This is a genomic window from Parabacteroides sp. CH2-D42-20 (assembly GCF_003670185.1).
GTDB classification, from domain to species: Bacteria; Bacteroidota; Bacteroidia; order Bacteroidales; family Tannerellaceae; genus Parabacteroides; species Parabacteroides distasonis.
Genome location: NZ_RAYG01000028.1, coordinates 14,614 through 33,296, shown reverse-complemented (window position 1 = coordinate 33,296; position 18,683 = coordinate 14,614). Strand labels below are relative to the sequence as shown.

At 43.9% G+C, this 18,683-nt stretch carries 18 protein-coding genes and 1 tRNA gene; 14 read left to right on the top strand and 5 right to left on the bottom strand.

Annotated elements, in window-relative coordinates:
* Positions 1 to 27: 27 nt before the first annotated feature.
* Genes D7V92_RS16320 through D7V92_RS16310 form a run of 3 tightly spaced genes read right to left on the bottom strand, consistent with a single transcriptional unit; the run spans position 28 to position 2,409 of the window.
* Positions 28 to 1,047, bottom strand: a complete 1,020-nt coding sequence (locus tag D7V92_RS16320) for an inorganic phosphate transporter (protein ID WP_005868484.1) — start codon at positions 1,045 to 1,047, stop codon at positions 28 to 30.
* 14 nt (positions 1,048 to 1,061) lie between these two features.
* Positions 1,062 to 1,709, bottom strand: coding sequence for a DUF47 domain-containing protein (locus D7V92_RS16315; RefSeq protein WP_008772601.1), 648 nt, complete (start codon positions 1,707 to 1,709; stop codon positions 1,062 to 1,064).
* 52 nt (positions 1,710 to 1,761) lie between these two features.
* Positions 1,762 to 2,409: a DedA family protein gene (locus D7V92_RS16310; protein WP_008772600.1), complete on the bottom strand. Its 648-nt coding sequence runs from the start codon at positions 2,407 to 2,409 to the stop codon at positions 1,762 to 1,764.
* A 698-nt stretch (positions 2,410 to 3,107) separates the two neighbouring features.
* On the opposite strand from D7V92_RS16310, the gene D7V92_RS16300 reads away from it, so the two are divergent.
* Positions 3,108 to 4,049 carry a ribose-phosphate pyrophosphokinase gene (locus tag D7V92_RS16300; protein WP_008772599.1) on the top strand — a complete coding sequence of 314 codons (942 nt, stop codon included), beginning with the start codon at positions 3,108 to 3,110 and terminating at the stop codon, positions 4,047 to 4,049.
* A gap of 80 nt (positions 4,050 to 4,129) precedes the next feature.
* Here D7V92_RS16300 and mnmA read toward each other — a convergent pair whose 3' ends face one another.
* Positions 4,130 to 5,206, bottom strand: a complete 1,077-nt coding sequence (gene mnmA, locus D7V92_RS16295; RefSeq protein WP_121773321.1) for a tRNA 2-thiouridine(34) synthase MnmA — start codon at positions 5,204 to 5,206, stop codon at positions 4,130 to 4,132.
* A gap of 170 nt (positions 5,207 to 5,376) precedes the next feature.
* On the opposite strand from mnmA, the gene D7V92_RS16290 reads away from it, so the two are divergent.
* From D7V92_RS16290 to D7V92_RS16230, 13 genes are all read left to right on the top strand, one after another.
* Positions 5,377 to 7,437 carry a dihydrofolate reductase gene (locus tag D7V92_RS16290; protein WP_172884435.1) on the top strand — a complete coding sequence of 687 codons (2,061 nt, stop codon included), beginning with the start codon at positions 5,377 to 5,379 and terminating at the stop codon, positions 7,435 to 7,437.
* Between the two features lie 3 nt (positions 7,438 to 7,440).
* Entirely contained in the window at positions 7,441 to 8,136 is a 696-nt protein-coding gene (locus D7V92_RS16285) for a DNA alkylation repair protein (RefSeq protein WP_121773319.1), read from the top strand.
* Positions 8,137 to 8,191: 55 nt separating this feature from the next.
* Positions 8,192 to 8,653 carry a Fur family transcriptional regulator gene (locus tag D7V92_RS16280; RefSeq protein ID WP_121773318.1) on the top strand — a complete coding sequence of 154 codons (462 nt, stop codon included), beginning with the start codon at positions 8,192 to 8,194 and terminating at the stop codon, positions 8,651 to 8,653.
* Between the two features lie 33 nt (positions 8,654 to 8,686).
* Complete coding sequence (locus D7V92_RS16275; RefSeq protein ID WP_057327924.1) at positions 8,687 to 9,958, top strand: adenylosuccinate synthase; 1,272 nt, start codon at positions 8,687 to 8,689, stop codon at positions 9,956 to 9,958.
* A gap of 120 nt (positions 9,959 to 10,078) precedes the next feature.
* Complete coding sequence (locus D7V92_RS16270; RefSeq protein WP_005868492.1) at positions 10,079 to 10,765, top strand: zinc metallopeptidase; 687 nt, start codon at positions 10,079 to 10,081, stop codon at positions 10,763 to 10,765.
* 176 nt (positions 10,766 to 10,941) lie between these two features.
* On the top strand, positions 10,942 to 12,297 hold the full coding sequence (gene hisS, locus D7V92_RS16265) for a histidine--tRNA ligase (protein WP_022193202.1): 1,356 nt from the start codon (positions 10,942 to 10,944) through the stop codon (positions 12,295 to 12,297).
* A gap of 134 nt (positions 12,298 to 12,431) precedes the next feature.
* Complete coding sequence (locus tag D7V92_RS16260) at positions 12,432 to 13,862, top strand: glycoside hydrolase family 30 beta sandwich domain-containing protein (RefSeq protein ID WP_121773317.1); 1,431 nt, start codon at positions 12,432 to 12,434, stop codon at positions 13,860 to 13,862.
* Positions 13,863 to 14,050: 188 nt separating this feature from the next.
* Positions 14,051 to 14,320 carry a co-chaperone GroES gene (locus D7V92_RS16255; protein WP_005858788.1) on the top strand — a complete coding sequence of 90 codons (270 nt, stop codon included), beginning with the start codon at positions 14,051 to 14,053 and terminating at the stop codon, positions 14,318 to 14,320.
* A 41-nt stretch (positions 14,321 to 14,361) separates the two neighbouring features.
* A complete protein-coding gene (gene groL, locus D7V92_RS16250; protein ID WP_005858786.1) occupies positions 14,362 to 16,002 on the top strand; it encodes a chaperonin GroEL in 1,641 nt (546 codons plus the stop codon).
* A 143-nt stretch (positions 16,003 to 16,145) separates the two neighbouring features.
* A tRNA-Leu gene (locus tag D7V92_RS16245) sits at positions 16,146 to 16,229 on the top strand.
* Between the two features lie 18 nt (positions 16,230 to 16,247).
* Complete coding sequence (locus D7V92_RS16240; protein WP_121773316.1) at positions 16,248 to 16,799, top strand: RNA polymerase sigma factor; 552 nt, start codon at positions 16,248 to 16,250, stop codon at positions 16,797 to 16,799.
* A 47-nt stretch (positions 16,800 to 16,846) separates the two neighbouring features.
* Positions 16,847 to 17,239, top strand: a complete 393-nt coding sequence (locus D7V92_RS16235; RefSeq protein WP_121773315.1) for a hypothetical protein — start codon at positions 16,847 to 16,849, stop codon at positions 17,237 to 17,239.
* A 46-nt stretch (positions 17,240 to 17,285) separates the two neighbouring features.
* Positions 17,286 to 17,759, top strand: coding sequence for a hypothetical protein (locus D7V92_RS16230; RefSeq protein WP_005858783.1), 474 nt, complete (start codon positions 17,286 to 17,288; stop codon positions 17,757 to 17,759).
* A 110-nt stretch (positions 17,760 to 17,869) separates the two neighbouring features.
* Here D7V92_RS16230 and mazG read toward each other — a convergent pair whose 3' ends face one another.
* Positions 17,870 to 18,655 carry a nucleoside triphosphate pyrophosphohydrolase gene (gene mazG / locus D7V92_RS16225; RefSeq protein ID WP_005858781.1) on the bottom strand — a complete coding sequence of 262 codons (786 nt, stop codon included), beginning with the start codon at positions 18,653 to 18,655 and terminating at the stop codon, positions 17,870 to 17,872.
* Positions 18,656 to 18,683: the final 28 nt, after the last annotated feature.

The window sequence follows — 18,683 nt, the reverse complement described above, 5'->3', positions numbered from 1 at the left end:
TGAAGCTAGATGACTTTTTTCTTTGATTTAAATGAAAAGAAGGGAAGCCATATAATAAATGCCAGCTGCTAAAAGCCCACTTACCGGGATCGTAAGAACCCATGCGGTCATCAAGCTTTGAGTTACTCCCCAACGAACGGCTGAAAGACGTTTGGTCGCACCAACTCCGATAATAGCCCCTGTAATTGTATGCGTGGTACTGACTGGGATCTTCAGAAACTCCGTAAGGTACAAAGTGAAGGCACCGGCTGTCTCAGCGATAACCCCTTCCAAGGGGGTTACCTTCGTGATTTTAGTACCCATTGTCTTTACTATTTTCCAGCCACCGGACATGGTTCCAAGTGAGATAGCGGTGAAACAAGAGAACGCTACCCAGTCGGGTAAATCGGAAATACTATTTATCCCCATTCCCAATCCTTCGGAGTGGGCTGCGATTAGGGCCGCGGCGATAATACCCATCACTTTTTGGGAATCATTCAATCCATGCCCGATACTGAATAAGGCGGAAGATACGAGTTGGAGTTTCTTGAACCATACCTCTGCCGTATGAGGGTGCACTCTTTTGCACATATGAAGCACTAATAAGGTAAACCCGAAAGCGACAATCATGCCTATGAAGGGAGCAAGGAAAATGAAAGCCGCTATTTTTAGGATAATGTTCAATTGGATCGCTTCAAAGCCGTGTGCCATGATAGCCGCTCCGGCGAATCCTCCGATAAGGGTGTGGGAAGAAGAGGAAGGAATGCCTTTCCACCAAGTGAACAGGTTCCATGCGATAGCGGCGATTACCCCGGACAGGATAATCGGTAATGTGATATACTGCTCTACTACGGTTTTTGATACGGTATTGGCGATACCGAATCCCCCGATTATATACTTAGCGATGAAAAATGCGACGAAATTAAAGAATGCTGCCCATATTACAGCCTGAAAAGGGGTAAGGACCTTGGTCGATACAATGGTCGCTATCGAATTTGCCGCATCATGAAAGCCATTGATATAATCGAATATCAGAGACAGAATGATGATAATCACTAATAATTCCATAATATAGCCCTGTTTTATGCGTACTTTACGATCAAGTTCCTTAATATTTTACCGACATGTTCGGCGGCATCCGTTGTCTTTTCCAACTCATGCATGATTTCTTTGATTTTGATAAGCTCTATACTATCTTTTTCTTCCTCGAAAAGCTTCGTGATAAAAAGCTCATATACGTCGTCCGCTTGGTTTTCTATGTCATGTAGCTTGGTACAGTAATCACGTAACGTAGTCGGTTTCTTGCGAAAAGTCTCGAGTTCATCCATCGCTTTGCTGATATAGTGCGCCTCTTGTTGAATGAGTAAACTCAATTCTTTTCCGCTATCAGAGATGGGGCGTGGGTTATAGATGGTAATACGTTTGGCGGAACTGTTTATTCCATCAATAACATCATCTATGGATGAGGCTAAGTCGTGAATGTCTTCCCGATCGAAGGGGGTTATAAATGTCGTTCCTAGTTCATCAAAGATCAGATGGGTCAGTTTGTCCCCCTCCCGTTCCCTATCCTTGATTAGCTTATAATAATTAGCTCTTTCCGTAGGAGAATCATGTCGTAAGCTTTCTACCAGAATGCTGGAAGAGGCGGATAATATTTCAGACAATTGCTTTAAGAGTGGAAAGAACTTGGGTTCTTTGGGGGTGAATCGACTAAAAAAAGAATTTTTCATACATGTATATATTAAATCGTTTTTAAATACTTGGTTGTTGAATGAAAGTTTGTTATCTCTGTTTCCGTGCTTTTAGTTTTGCCCGTACTACCTCTATTACGGCAGGAAGTATGGATATGAATATAATTGCTATGATCAATATCTTGAGGTTCTGCTGTACGAAAGGAAGATCTCCGAAAAAGTATCCCGTATAGCAGAAAAGCAGTACCCAGAAAGCGCCGCCTATCAGGTTGTAGATCATGAAATAGTGATAGTGCATTTTACCCATTCCGGCTACAAAGGGAGCGAAAGTACGGACAATCGGTACGAATCGGGCGATGATTATGGTTTTGCCTCCATATTTTTTGTAGAACTCATGCGTTTTGTCCAAATGGCTTTTCTTGAATATCTTGGAGTTGGGATTGTTAAATAGTTTACGACCGAAAAAATGACCTATCATATAATTACAGGAGTCTCCCAATACTGCCGCCGCGAATAATATCAAGGCTAAGAGATTTATCTCTAAAGGCATACCGGGTAACGCTGTTATCGCTCCGGCGACGAACAAGAGGGAATCCCCGGGCAAGAATGGGGTGGCTACCAATCCCGTTTCACAAAAAATGATTAGGAATAATATCGCGTAGGCCCAAGTATGATATTCTTGTACGATCTCGATCATATGCTGATCGATATGTAAGATGAAGTCTAATAAAAATTCCATTTTATATTGATTATTAATTGATAATAACTATCCTATATGACCCAATAAGAAAACAAAATAGATGTTTATTCTGTTCCCTTTGAGAAATCTAGAAAATAAGAATAGTGAGAAAGCAGACATTAAAGTGCTATCTTCTACTTTTTTGATGGAAATAAGGGGGAAAGAGAGTTTAAATGAGAATACGTCTTAGAGTATAGATATAGTACCCATAGGAGAACTTAAGGGGATTTATACAAAATGAAATGAATGTTTGTCTTTCTTTAGGATATTGAGTTTTTATAAACCGTACGATCCTTTCCGCGGATGAGGATAGGTTTGTCCTTGAGTTTTTTGATGTGGAGATGTTGCGGAATAGTGAAGCCCTGATATAGCCATCTTCCATCTTATAGCTTTGTTTTCCGTTGTATAGCTCTTTTTCGTATCGTTCGATATCTGCTTGGGGGATATTGTATTCCGTCTTGTCTTCATTCGGAGAGTACATGGTGTAAATATCGTTGTATTTCTGTTGGTTCTCGGGAGTTGATGAAGAACCCGAAGTCAGAAATACACTTACCAATACGAAGAAATAGAGTAAATACTTCATCATTGCGGTTGCAAATATAGAAAGTTTTCCAAATATAAAGAGGTTATTGTAAATAAGTTTTGTACTTTTGCGGCACAATTCAAATCTATTCACTTTAAGATAAATATTCGGAATAATGAGTGCACAAACTCCTTTCTTGGTGTTTTCGGGAACGAACTCCCGGTATCTTGCAGAGAAAATTTGCAACAGTTTAGGTTGTCCTCTGGGACAGATGAATATCCAGCACTTTGCCGATGGTGAGTTCTCTGTTTCTTATGAAGAGTCTATCCGCGGTAGAGATGTATTCTTAGTACAATCTACATTCCCTAATTCAGACAATCTGATGGAGTTGCTTCTGATGATTGACGCGGCTAAACGTGCTTCCGCACATTCAATCATCGCTGTAGTCCCTTACTTCGGTTGGGCTCGTCAGGATAGAAAGGATAAGCCTCGTGTTTCTATTGGCGCTAAGTTGATCGCTGATATGTTGAGCACGGCAGGTATCAATCGTTTGATTACGATGGACCTTCATGCGGATCAGATCCAAGGATTTTTCAATGTTCCGGTGGATCACTTATATGCTTCTTCCGTATTCTTGGACTATATCAAGACGTCTTTGCCTTTGGATAACTTGTGTATCGCGACTCCGGATGTTGGTGGTACGAAACGTGCCAGCAGCTATTCTAAGTATTTAGGCTTGCCGATGGTCATTTGCCACAAATCTCGTTTGCGTGCCAATGAGGTGGCCGAGATGCGTATTATCGGTGATGTGACGGGCTTGGATGTCCTTTTGGTTGATGACATGGTGGATACGGCCGGAACAATTACGAAAGCCGCGAACTTGATGTTGGAGAATGGCGCGAAGTCTGTTCGTGCTATCGCCAGCCACGCTGTGATGTCTGATCCGGCTTCTACTCGTGTAGATCAGTCCGCTTTAACGGAAATGATCTTTACGGATTCTATTCCTTACGCTAAGAAATGCGAGAAAGTAAAGGTGTTATCTGTCGCTGACATGTTTGCAGAGGCGATCCGTCGTGTATGTAGTGGTGAGTCTATCAGCTCTTTATATGCTATTTAATAGAATAAGATAGAAAAATAAAAACGGTCGCTTCCTTTTGGAGGCGACCGTTTTTTATTTAGAATAAATCTGAATATGTGTTACTTGGTCTCATCAATAATCATGCCGCTGCCCAGACATAAGTGATGGTCTTTGTCGTAGATTACACTGTATTGGCCAGGAGCGATACCTTGAATCTTTTCGTCGGATTCTACACGATATAGATCTCCGATACGACGGATGTAGCCATGCGTAAATTCCGGGGTATGACGGATCTTGAAAGTGATTTCTTTCTCACCCTCAAATTCTCCCCATGGATCTTCCGTGATGAAATTGAAGCCTTGCATATTGATCACCTTACCATATTGCGTTTCCGGGTCGTAGCCGTTGGAGACATAAATGATATTTCGCTTAATGTCTTTTTGGATAACGAACCAAGGGCCGCCACTTAATCCCAATCCCTTACGTTGGCCGATCGTATGGAACCAATATCCATTGTGTTTACCCAAGACCTTACCCGTCTCTAGTTCCACGATTTTTCCCGGGCGTTTTCCTAAATAACGCTCTATAAAGTCGTTGTAGTTAATCTTGCCTAAGAAGCAAATGCCTTGGCTATCCTTACGCTTGGCGCTCGGCAATTTCTGGGCCTCGGCGATGGCACGTACCTCACTTTTCATTAAATGCCCGATCGGAAACATGAGTTTCTGTATCTGTAGGCGGGTGATTTGCCCTAAGAAATCAGTCTGATCTTTTACCGGGTCCTTGGCGGTAGAAAGCCATATCTTGCCGTCTATCTCCGTGGTCGTGGCATAATGACCGGTAGCGATCTTATCGAAATCCTTGCCCCATTTTTCCTCGAAACAACCGAACTTGATATATTTATTACACATCATATCCGGGTTAGGGGTAAGACCGCGTTTGACAGATTCGATCGTATAGCTTACCACCCGATCCCAATACTCGTCGTGTAGGGAGACGATCTCGAACCGGCATCCATACTTGCGGGCGATATATGAGGTGATCTCGATATCCTCTTCCGCCGGGCAATCGATATAGCCATCCTTGTCTTCCATACCGATACGGATATAGAAGATGGTCGGATCGTATCCTGCCTCTTTGAGTTGATGCACTACGACAGAGCTGTCTACTCCTCCTGAAACTAATGCCGCTATTTCCATTCTCTTTTTTGTCTTTGCTTTTGAACTTACAAAAGTAGAGAAAAAATCTCAAACCTTTGATATTGACTGTATATTCTCTATCTTTGCGGTTGGCCCTTATTGGAATGCGGGCCTTCAAACTATGTACTTTAGATGTAATATATTATAGGAAAAGCAAATCGTAGTAAGATATGAAAAAAATAATGTTATCGCTTATGACAGCTATGGTTATGACGGCTTGTACAGGCCAACAGTCGGATACGGCATCTCAAAATTCCGATAAGGAGTTCAATTATGTAGTGGATCAGTTCGCTGATCTGGAGATTCTTCGCTATAAAGTTCCGGGTTTCGAATCCCTGTCCTTGCGACAAAAGCAACTATTATATCATCTTTCCGAAGCGGCCTTGATGGGACGTGATATATTCTTCGATCAGAATGGACGCTATAATCTGGCGATCCGCAGGACACTGGAGGCTATTTATACGAATTATAAGGGAGATCGGGAGGACCCTCAATTCAAGGCTTTGGAAACCTATTTGAAACGGGTGTGGTTCTCCAGTGGTATCCATCATCATTATGCGTTGGACAAGTTTGCCCCGGGGTTTTCTCCTGAGTTCTTGATGGATTGTATTCACCAAATCGACACTAAGAAGTTACCTCTTCGTGAGAATCAAAACGTGGATCAGTTCATGATCGAGATCGCTCCGGTAATCTTTGATCCGGGTGTTATGTCAAAGCGTAGCGTACAAAGCGGTGACGGTGATCTGATCAAGGCTTCTTCTAATAATTATTACGGGGGAGGCATTAGTCAAAAAGAGGTAGAGGACTTCTATGCGCAAATGAAGATGGGAAAAGATACGATCTCGCCGATCTCTTACGGGTTGAATAGCCGTTTGGTAAAAGAGAACGGTACGGTCGTTGAAAAGGTTTGGAAAGTAGGAGGGCTTTATTCCGCCGCGATAGAAAAAATCGTAGATCAATTGCGACAAGCCTTGCCTTTCGCCGAGAATGATACGCAGAAAGCGATCATTGGGAAATTGATCGAATATTATCAAACGGGCGATTTGAAGACTTTCGATGCTTATTCGATCCTTTGGGTAGAGGATACAGCTTCGGAGGTGGATTTCGTGAATGGCTTTATTGAGACTTATGGGGATCCGTTAGGAATGAAGGCAAGCTGGGAGTCTACCGTAAATTTTACGAATAAGGAGGCGACTAAGCGTACGAAAATCATCAGTGATAATGCGCAATGGTTTGAGGATCATTCTCCGGTAGATAAGCGTTTCAAGAAAGAGAAGGTGAAAGGAGTCAGCGCTAAGGTAATCACGGTATCTATGTTGGGAGGTGATTGCTATCCGGCTACCCCGATCGGTATCAATTTGCCAAATGCGGATTGGATTCGTCGAGATCATGGCTCGAAGTCTGTTACGATAGAGAATATCACGGAGGCTTATGATAAGGCATCTCAGGGAAATGGCTTTAGCGAAGAGTTTGTATGGAGTGACGTGGAGCGGAACGGTATGAGGCAGTACGGTTTCTTAACGGATAATCTACATACGGATTTACATGAGTGTCTGGGACATGGTTCCGGTAAATTGCTGGAAAATACGGACCCGGATGCGCTGAAAGCCTATAGCTCTACACTGGAGGAAACCCGTGCGGATTTGTTTGGCCTGTATTATTTGGCAGATCCGAAGCTGGTGGAACTGGGATTGCTTCCGGACGGCGAGGCTTATAAATCGGAATACTATAAATATATAATGAATGGCTTGATGACCCAGTTGGTTCGTATCGAGTTAGGCAAGAATGTAGAGGAGGCACATATGCGTAACCGTCAGTTGATCGCTAAGTGGGCTTACGAGAAAGGGAAGAAAGCGAATGTGATCGAACTGAAAAAACGGGATGGAAAGACCTATGTGGTTGTGAATGACTATCCGAGGTTACGTGAGTTGTTTGGAACATTGCTCGCTGAGATTCAACGTATCAAGAGTGAGGGTGACTATGCGGCCGGAAAGAATCTTGTTGAAGGATACGGCGTGAAAGTAGATCCGGAACTGCATGCGGAGGTCTTGGAGCGCTATGCTAAGTTAAACTTGGCTCCCTATAAAGGTTTTGTCAACCCTGTGATGAAAGAGGTAAAGAACTCTAACGGTGAGGTTACTGATATTGTCTTGGACTATACGGAAGGTTATACAGATCAGATGCTTCGTTATGGCCGTGATTATTCTTTCTTGCCGACTTATAATAATTAATAGATGGAAAGTTTACAAGACGAGATAAGGGAGATCCGCAAGCAACTTCGTTTGGCGATGAACGGGGTGATTTCTACGAGTATGCGTGAGAAAGGTATCGTATATAAGTTAAATTTCGGGGTTCCGTACCCCGAAATAAAAGAAATCGCCCGCAAGCATAAACCGAATGGAGAACTGGCGGCGGCTCTATGGAAAGAAGATATTCGTGAGTTTAAGATATTGGCGACCTTTCTCCAACCCGCCGAGAAGTTGCCTTTGGAGGAAGCGAAACGTTGGGTCAAGGAGATTCCTTATTTGGAGATCGCGGAGCATTGTTGCCGGAACTTGTTCGTTCATCTGCCTTATATGGAGGACTTCACGTTTGATCTGGTTGCTGATAAGAAAAATGAGTTCGCTCGCACGGTCGCCTTTCTTACTTGGACCGAGAATTTCAAGCGAGGTGGTAGCTTGTCTTCTGTGGTTTTAGGATCTTTTTTGGTAGAAACCTTAAGCAGCTTAGCGGAGACTAAGGATTTTAAGTCTACGCTGAAAGAGAAACAAGCGTCTATTCAAGCCATGAAGTTTTATGGGCGTCAATCCGAGGGGAATGCGGAAAGGATCCTAGACGGTTTCAAGGAATTTCAGGAGGCTGTGGGAAACACGCCGGAATTACAAGAAATCTATAATGAATTAAAATTCGAGTTTGAATATTATCGGTAAGGCTTTGCGTTTAAAATAAATGCGCTAACTTTGTCGTTTGTGCGGTCTTTAGGAGATGGAAGCGAAAGTTTATACGGAAATACGTGCGTTGTTTACCGAATATCTAACGGAGAAGAAACTGCGGAAAACCGAGGAGAGATATACTATATTCAAGGAAATATGTGCTTTTCCCGGTCATTTTGATGTGTGTATGCTTTCGGATCGGTTGGAGCAAGACAACTTCCATGTCAGTAAGGCAACACTCTATAATACGTTGGATGTACTGGTTGATGCCGGTTTGGTGGTGCGTCATCAAATAACCGTCCAGTCGGTGCAATATGAGTTGAGGATTTATGCCGATACGCATTTGCATTTGGTTTGTACGAGATGCGGGGCCATCCGGGAGCTGCGAAACAGTACGTTGAAAGCGGATATGAGAAACTTGAAAGTCTCTCGTTTTACGCCGGAGTATTATTGTTTGTACATTTATGGCCTGTGCAGTAAATGCAAGTTTAAGCAGCAAAGGTCAGTTAAATAAGAATATTAATAGCCTATAATAAATATAGAAAAGATGAAAGTAGACGTTTTGTTAGGATTGCAATGGGGCGACGAGGGCAAAGGCAAGGTTGTCGATGTGCTGACTCCGAATTACGATGTGGTAACTCGTTTTCAAGGAGGCCCTAATGCCGGACATACATTGGAGTTTAACGGGGAAAAGTATGTGTTACGTTCGATTCCTTCCGGTATTTTCCAAGGTGGAAAAATAAACGTAATCGGTAACGGTGTCGTTCTGGACCCGTTATTGTTCAAGCAGGAAGCGGAATCATTGGCAGCGAGTGGTCACGATATCACCAAGCAGCTTTATATCTCTAAGAAAGCTCACCTAATTTTACCTACTCACCGGATCTTGGATGCCGCTTATGAGGCCGCAAAAGGTTCCGGAAAGATCGGTACGACAGGAAAGGGTATCGGCCCGACTTATACGGATAAGATTAGCCGTAACGGTGTTCGTGTGGGCGATTTATTGCATAACTTCGAAGAGAAATATGCGGCCGCTAAAGCAAAACATGAAGCGATCTTGCGTTCATTGAACTATGAATATGATATAACCGAGATGGAGGCTCAATGGATGGAGGCCTTGAACTACCTCAAACAATTCAAATTGATTGATAGCGAGCATGTCATCAATAACTATTTGAAGGAAGGTAAGTCGGTCTTGGCGGAAGGCGCTCAAGGTACGATGCTGGATATAGACTTCGGTTCTTATCCATTCGTGACTTCCTCTAACACGATCTGTGCCGGATGTTGTACGGGACTGGGGGTTTCTCCCCGGAATATCGGTGAGGTATATGGAATCTTCAAGGCTTATTGTACACGTGTAGGTAGCGGTCCGTTCCCGACCGAGTTGTTTGATGAGGTGGGAGATAAGATCGGTCAATTAGGCCATGAGTTCGGTGCGGTTACGGGACGTAAACGTCGTTGTGGCTGGATTGATTTGGTAGCCTTGAAATATGCCGTGATGATCAACGGTGTAAGCCAATTGATCATGATGAAGAGTGATGTGTTGGATACCTTCGATACGATCAAGGCTTGCGTGGCTTATAAGATGAACGGTGTCGAGACTAATGAGTTCCCGTATGAGATCGATGATACGATCGAACCTGTATACGTGGAATTACCGGGTTGGAAGACGGATATGACGAAGATGCGGAGCGAGGACGAGTTCCCTGAGGAGTTCAACGCTTACCTTTCTTTCTTGGAGGAAGAACTGGGTGTGCCTGTGAAGATCGTTTCCGTAGGACCGGATCGTGAACAGACGATTGTCAGATATACAGAAGAATAAACTCGTTATAAATCGTACAAAATGGCAGAAGACCACATTCCTCAAGGGGTGTCTCCTGCCATTTTTGTCTTTGGCAAACTTTTTGTCGTTGTTTTATAAAACTAAATAAGATAGAAATTTATGAGCATGTATTGGATTATATTTATTGGATTTGCGCTATTGAGTTGGCTGGTGTCATCCCGTCTTCAGGGCAAGTTTGAGAAGTATTCGAAAATTCCTATGCCGAATGGCATGACAGGAAAAGATGTCGCAGAGAAGATGTTGCATGACAATGGTATCTATGATGTAAAGGTGATTTCTACACCCGGACATCTAACGGACCATTACAATCCCGCTAACCAGACGGTGAACTTGAGTGAGTCGGTTTATTATAGCAATAGTATCGCCGCCGCTGCGGTTGCCGCCCATGAGTGCGGTCACGCTGTGCAGCATGCTACCGCTTACGCTCCGTTGAGAATGCGTTCGGCTTTGGTTCCGGTTGTTAGTTTCGCCTCTAATATCATGACATGGGTGTTGTTGGGTGGTATGTTATTATTGCATACGTTTCCTCAGTTATTGTTATTCGGTATAATCTTGTTCGCTACGACTACGCTATTTAGCTTTATCACGCTTCCGGTCGAGATCAATGCCAGCCAACGTGCTTTAGCGTGGTTGAGCAATGCCGGTATAACAAATGCTTATACGCATGATAAGGCAGAGGACGCTTTACGTTCCGCCGCTTATACGTACGTGGTCGCAGCGTTAGGTTCGCTTGCTACATTATTATATTATATAATGATATTCTTGGGGGGAAGAAGCCGGGATTGATAAGTCTCGGAGGAGGCTTTCCTCGAATGCCCATTATAAAGATGTTAGAATGCCCATTGTAAGATGCTTATGACTGCGATTGTAAGCTCCTTACAGTGGGCATTGTTATTTTCTTATTTATTTCGAGCAAAAAACATTACCTTTGCGGCCAGAATAATCATTTAAAACATAAGATCATGCAAAAACCTTCCATACCCAAAGGTACTCGAGACTTTTCGCCGGAGGAAATGGCGAAACGTAATTATATATTCAACACGATCCGTGAAGTATTTCACTTGTATGGCTTCCAGCAAATAGAGACTCCTGCCATGGAGAACCTTTCTACATTGATGGGTAAATATGGCGAGGAAGGGGATAAGCTCCTTTTCAAGATATTGAATTCCGGTGATTGTTTCGCTGGTATCTCGGATGAGGAGTTAATGGAAAAGAACCCGTTGAGATTTGCTGCTAAGGCTTGTGAGAAAGGCTTGCGTTATGATTTGACCGTTCCGTTCGCCCGTTACGTGGTACAACATCGTAATGAGATCAGTTTTCCGTTCAAACGTTACCAGATCCAACCGGTTTGGCGTGCCGATCGTCCGCAAAAGGGACGTTATCGGGAGTTCTACCAATGTGATGGCGACGTTGTGGGTTCTGATTCCTTGATCAATGAGGTGGAACTGATCCAGATTATGGACGAGGTGTTCCATCGTTTTGGCATTCGTGTGTGTATCAAGATGAACAATCGTAAGATCCTTTCCGGTATTGCCGAAATCATAGGCGAGGCGGATAAGATCGTAGACATTACGGTAGCTATCGACAAGCTGGATAAGATTGGCTTGGACAACGTGAATGAAGAGCTTCGTTCCAAGGGTTTACCCGAGGAGGCGATCGAGCGTTTGCAGCCGATCATTATGCTGCAGGGTTCAAATCAAGAAAAGATCGCTACCTTGAAAGAGGTATTATCTGCGTCTGAGACTGGTTTGAAAGGTGTAGCCGAATTGGATTTTATCTTGGAGCGCATCTCTCATACGCCAATTCGTGCGGAATTAGAGCTTGATCTGACATTGGCTCGCGGCTTAAACTATTATACAGGTGCGATTTTCGAGGTGAAAGCCTTGGACGTACAGATCGGTAGTATCACGGGTGGTGGTCGCTATGACAATCTGACAGGGGTGTTTGGCATGGAAGGCGTGTCTGGTGTCGGTTTCTCTTTTGGCGCTGATCGTATCTTTGATGTATTGAACCAATTGGATTTATATCCGGAAGGGTCTTTGAAGACTACACAGCTTCTATTCGTGAACTTCGGACAGAAAGAGGAGATTCATTTATTGCCGTTGATCGCTAAGGTTCGCAAGGCGGGGATTCGTACGGAGCTATATCCTGAGTCTACTAAAATGAAAAAGCAAATGGGATATGCGGACGCTAAGAAAATCCCGTTTGTTGCGATAGTCGGAGAGAATGAGATGGCCGAGAATAAAATCAACTTAAAGAATATGCTCACGGGTGAGCAAAACCTTGTGACTATCGAGGAGCTGATAGAACGCTTTTAGAGAATAGTGGATTATGGAACACGGACTACACGGATGACACGGAACACACGGTATTAGTATTTATCCGTGTGCTCCGTGTCATCCGTGTAGTCCGTGTTCAAATGGTTCTAAACTTATAAATTAATGAAACGACCATGAAAATACCTGTTTTTATACTCTCAATATCTTTATACTTTTCTTCCTGCTCTTTCACCCCCCGTGCCGAGTGGGTAACGACAACCGAGAATACCCCTTGGGCTGAGCAACCCGATCTGATCTCCGCCCTTGCGGATACGATACCTAATATTGATATAACAATTCTAACAGAAAAGCATCAACAACAAATTGATGGTTTCGGAGCCTGTTTTAATGAATTAGGTTGGCTTTCCTTGAGTAAGCTGGAGCCAAGTGTACGTGAGGAAATCATGGAAGAGCTTTTCTTCCCCGGAGTCGGAGCCAACTTCACGATTTGCCGGATGCCTGTAGGAGCAAATGATTTCTCCCGTGATTGGTATTCGTATGACGAGGTAGACGGTGATTTCACGATGGAACATTTTACCATCGCCAATGACCAACAAACCTTGATCCCTTTTATCAAGAACGCCCAAAAGTATCAACCAGATTTACGCTTGTGGGCTTCCCCGTGGTGCCCTCCCGCTTGGATGAAATATAACAAACACTATGCCTCTGCCTATACGGGTGAGAATTATGACGAGAAGTATCGAAATGGTTTGCCGGCCGATAAGGTCGGCCATGAAGGTACGGATATGTTTATCCAAGACCCTCTTTACCTGAAAGCCTATGCCCTCTATTTCTCTAAATTTATCGAGGCCTATAAGAAACAAGGAATTCCAATCTTTGCCGTAATGCCCCAAAACGAGTTCAACTCTGCGCAAATATTCCCGAGTTGTTGTTGGACATCGGCTTCTTTGGCTAATTTTATCGGTAATTATCTCGGGCCGGCCATGCAGGTTCAAGGAGTGGAAATTATGTTCGGCACGATGGAACGTGCGAATGAGTCGCTTGTTGATACGGTATTGACAGATCCTGTTAGTGGTAAATATGTAAAAGGTGTCGGTTTCCAATGGGCGGGGAAGGGAGCTATCACCGGAATCCACAAACGTTATCCCGGGTTGAAGCTTTACCAAACCGAGCAAGAATGTGGAGATGGCAAGAACGATTGGAAGGGTGCCATGTATTCTTGGGGGTTGATGCGACATTTTCTGGATAATGGCGTTTCTGCCTATATGTATTGGAATATATCTTTAGAAAATGGAGGGATCAGTCGTTGGGGATGGGCGCAAAACTCATTGGTTGTCGTAGATCCGCAAACCAAGAGCTATCGATATACTCCGGAATACTACGTGATGAAACATGTCAGCCATTATGTCCAGCCCGGTGCGTATAAATTAGAAACGGAAGGAGCCTATACGAATCTGCTGGCATTCCGTAACCCGGATAACAGTATCGCCTTGATTATCGCAAATGAGACCAGTGATGATCGTTCTCTTTCCATCCGCATAGGTGATCGAGTCTATACTCCAACCGTAAAAGCGCATTCCATGAATACGCTGCTGATCGATTGATTATCCTTTTGAGAGATACAAAAAGACAAGTTGTCAGTTATCTCTTCGGATATTTGTCCATTTCGTCCGAAATATTGTCAGTTGAACCCGGGTGAATTCGTTTGGCACACTATTCGCATAGGCTTAGGCGTGAACATAAAGTTCATAACTAAAAAAGTAATATTATTAACATTTAAAATACCAAGAAAATGAACATTAGACCATTAGCAGACCGCGTGCTGATTAAGCCGGCCGCTGCGGAAGAGAAAACATTAGGTGGAATTATTATTCCTGACTCAGCAAAGGAAAAACCTTTAAAGGGTGAGATTGTAGCCGTAGGTAACGGAACGAAAGACGAGGAGATGGTTGTAAAGGTTGGTGATAACGTATTGTATGGTAAGTATGCGGGTACGGAAATCGAACTAGACGGTGAGAAATACTTGATCATGCGCCAAGCAGACGTTTTAGCTATTATCTAATTCATTTTTATAAACAACAATATTAAAAAAGAAATACAATCATGGCAAAAGAGATTAAATACGATATGGATGCCCGCGACCTTTTGAAGAAAGGTGTGGATGAGTTGGCTAATGCCGTTAAGGTAACATTAGGCCCGAAAGGTCGTAACGTAATTATCGAGAAGAAATTCGGAGCTCCTCACATCACGAAAGATGGTGTAACGGTTGCTAAAGAAGTGGAATTGACTTGCCCGTTCGAGAACATGGGTGCTCAATTGGTTAAGGAAGTGGCTTCCAAGACAAACGATAACGCCGGTGACGGTACGACTACAGCTACGGTTTTGGCTCAGTCTATCATTGGTGTCGGTTTAAAGAACGTTACTGCCGGAGCGAACCCGATGGATTTGAAACGTGGTATCGACAAGGCTGTCGCTAAGGTTGTAGAGAGCATCGCTAACCAAGCTGAGGCTGTAGGTGATAAGTTCGAGAAGATCGAGCATGTAGCGAAGATCTCCGCAAATGGTGACGAGGCTATCGGTAAGTTGATCGCGGAGGCTATGCAACGTGTGAAGACTGAAGGTGTTATCACGGTTGAGGAAGCTAAAGGTACTGAAACTACAGTTGACGTAGTTGAGGGTATGCAGTTCGACCGCGGTTATATCTCTCCGTACTTCGTAACGGATACAGAGAAGATGGAGTGCCAGATGGAGAATCCGTATATCTTGATCTATGACAAGAAGATCTCTGTATTGAAAGACCTTCTTCCTATCCTTGAGCCGACCGTACAGAGCGGACGTCCTCTTTTGATCATCGCTGAGGATATCGACAGCGAGGCTTTGGCTACATTGGTAGTGAACCGTCTGCGTGGTTCCTTGAAGATCTGCGCTGTTAAGGCTCCGGGCTTCGGCGACCGTCGTAAGGCTATGTTGGAAGATATCGCTGTATTGACAGGCGGTACGGTTATCTCTGAGGAGAAAGGTTTGAAATTGGAAGGTGCTACAATGGATATGCTAGGTACCGCTGAGAAGATCACGGTAGACAAAGATACCACTACCATTGTAAATGGTGCTGGTGACAAGGAGGCTATCCAAGCTCGTATCGGCCAGATCAAGATCCAGATGGAGAACACGACATCTGATTACGATAAAGAGAAATTGCAAGAGCGTTTGGCTAAGATGGCCGGCGGTGTAGCTGTTCTTTACGTAGGTGCTCCTTCTGAGGTTGAGATGAAAGAGAAGAAAGACCGTGTGGATGACGCATTGCACGCAACTCGTGCCGCTATCGAAGAAGGTACGGTGCCCGGTGGTGGTGTAGCCTATATCCGTGCTATCGATGCATTGGAAGGCATGAAGGGCGACAACGAGGACGAGACTACAGGTATCGAGATCGTTAAGCGCGCTATCGAGGAGCCGCTTCGCCAGATCGTAGCTAACGCTGGTAAGGAAGGTGCCGTTATCGTTCAGAAAGTGAAGGAAGGCAAGGGCGACTTCGGTTACAACGCTCGTAAGGACTGTTTCGAGAATTTGTGCGAGGCTGGTGTAATCGACCCGGCTAAGGTAACTCGCGTAGCATTGGAGAACGCTGCTTCTATCGCTGGTATGTTCTTGACTACAGAGTGTGTGATCGCAGAGAAGAAAGAAGAGACTCCGGCTATGCCTCCGATGAACCCGGGTATGGGTGGCGGAATGGGCGGTATGATGTAATCGACTCCCGTGATTAATGATATGGGCGGCCGTTCCGGAAGGGACGGTCGCTTTTTTTATTTTCATTTGCTTGCTAATTGGAAAAAACGATTACCTTTGTATGCGCAATACCGATAGGTTGCGCTTCAGAATGATTAAAAAAAGCCCAGGTGGCGGAATTGGTAGACGCGCTCGTTTCAGGTGCGAGTGGTTTTGCGATCGTGCAGGTTCGAGTCCTGTTCTGGGCACTTCCCAAAATAGAAAAAATGCAATCCTATACAGAAGACGAAATTGTAGTACAGCTCCGGGACCCGGCCCGACAACGTGAGGCCTTCGCCAAGGTCGTAAGCTTGTATGGCGAGAAGTTGTATTGGCATATACGAAAGATGGTACTGGATCATGAGGATGCGAACGACTTACTCCAAAATACATTTTTGAAAGCTTGGACGAACATCGAGCTTTTTCGTGGTGAGGCCAAATTATCTACATGGCTTTATAAGATCGCGATCAACGAATGCATTACTTTCCTAAACAAACAGCGAAATATGAATAACGTATCTATCGACGATGCGGATACCTTTTTGCTGGAACGTTTGAAAGGGGATGAATACTTCGATGGTGACGAGATACAGGTAAGATTGCAAAACGCTATTCTTACCTTGCCGGAGAAACAACGCTTGGTTTTCAATATGAAGTATAACGAGGAGATGAAGTACGAGGAGATCTCCGAGATACTAGGTACCTCTGTCGGGGCTTTGAAGGCTTCGTATCATCATGCGGTGAAAAAAATCGAGGAGTTTTTAACAAAAGAGGTTTAAACCTTTTGCCCGAATCGCTGTCAAAGCAATATAAAAAGAGAAAAAGTATGAAAAAAGAAGAAAACAACCTAGATCGCTTGAAAGGAACTAATCCTTTCACTGTACCGGAAGGGTATATGGAAGGGCTTACGGAGCGGATCATGAGTCAGCTCCCCGAGAAGCCGGAGGAGAGGGCGAAACGGATTTCCGTGATGGATCGTGTTCGTCCGTGGTTGTACATGGCTGCGGTATTCGCTGGTCTTGGTTTGTTTTTCAAGGCTATCGTGGGAATAAACGGTTCCGATGGTAGTACTGCGTCTGATTCTTTACTGGTCCGGACGGAAGTCCCGACAACGGCTTTAGACGCTATTGAAGCGGAAGAAGATGAGGAGTATTTGGAGTATTTGGAAGTTCAGTACGCCAATTATCTCTTAGATGAGGAACTTTCCTATTCTGAATAAAGTTTAAAATAGTAATTTTATCGAAGATTTTTGTAATAATACTTGTATGAATAAAATATTTTTCATTACATTTGTAGCGATTTCGGTTCTACTCTCTTTCAATGCTACGGCACAAGAGAAGAAAGAGCAAAGACATTTTGATAGAGAAGCATTCGAAGCAAGGCGGAATGCTTTTATTACGGCTGAAGTTGGCCTTACACCTGAGGAAGCTGCACAATTTATTCCTTTATGCAATGAGTTGCGACAGAAAAAATTTGAGGTAGGTCGTGAATGTCGTAAGTTATCAAAAGAAATTCGACATAAGGAGAATCCGACAGATGCTGATTATAACAAAGTGATAGACGAATGTCTGGATGTTGAGATAAAAGAGGCACAGTTGGAAAAAGAGTATTTTGAGAGATTCAAGAAGATACTTTCTCCCGAAAAGGTCTATAAGTACCGAAATGCGGAATATAAGTTTGTCCGGAATTTTATGAAGAGTGGTCGGGACAACAAGAAGGAAGAAAAACAGAAAAAGTAAAATATTATCATTATTTGTGTTTTTTGTTTAGATTTAGTTTTGGCGTTTAAGTTAAGGGAGGGGTGGCGACGTGATGTCGGTTCCCCTTTTGTTTTGCCCTTATCCTAGCTTTATAAGCCTTTGGCCTTGGCCTCATTCCATAGTTGGTCCATTTCCTCCAATGTCATATCTTTCAAGGAACGACCTTCTTGGATCGTATGTTCCTCCAGATAATTAAAACGGCGGATAAACTTCTGGTTCGTGCGTTCCAATGCGTTGTCCGGATTTATTTTGTATAGGCGGGCAGCGTTGATCAAGCTAAAGAAGAGATCTCCGAACTCAGCTTCCATCTTATCTGCGTCCATCCTGTCTATCTCGGTTTTCAACTCATTAAATTCCTCCTGTACCTTATCCCATACTTGATCCCGTTGTTCCCAGTCGAAACCTACGTTACGGGCCTTATCTTGGATACGATGCGCTTTTACTACGGATGGGAGGGAAGCGGGAACACCTTCCAGCACGGTTTTGTTACCCCCCTTTTCTTTCAATTTAAGCTGCTCCCAGCTTTGCTCTACCTTTTGGGCGGTATCGGCGGAGGTATCTCCGAATACGTGTGGATGGCGGTAAATCAGTTTCTGGCAAAGGCTGTCGCAGACATCCTTGATATCGAAAGCTTCTTTTTCCTCGCCGATCTTGGAGTAAAAGACGATGTGCAATAACAGGTCTCCTAATTCCTTTTTTATGTTTGTGTTATCCTCACGCATCAGGGCCTCGCATAATTCATAGGTTTCCTCGATTGTATTCGTGCGGAGGCTCTCGTTTGTCTGTTTACGATCCCATGGGCATTTTACCCGTAATTCATCCAGAATGTCGAGTAATTGCCCGAAGGCTTCCATCTTCTCTTCTCTAGTTGCCATATTATTTACTTATTCGATAATGATTGTA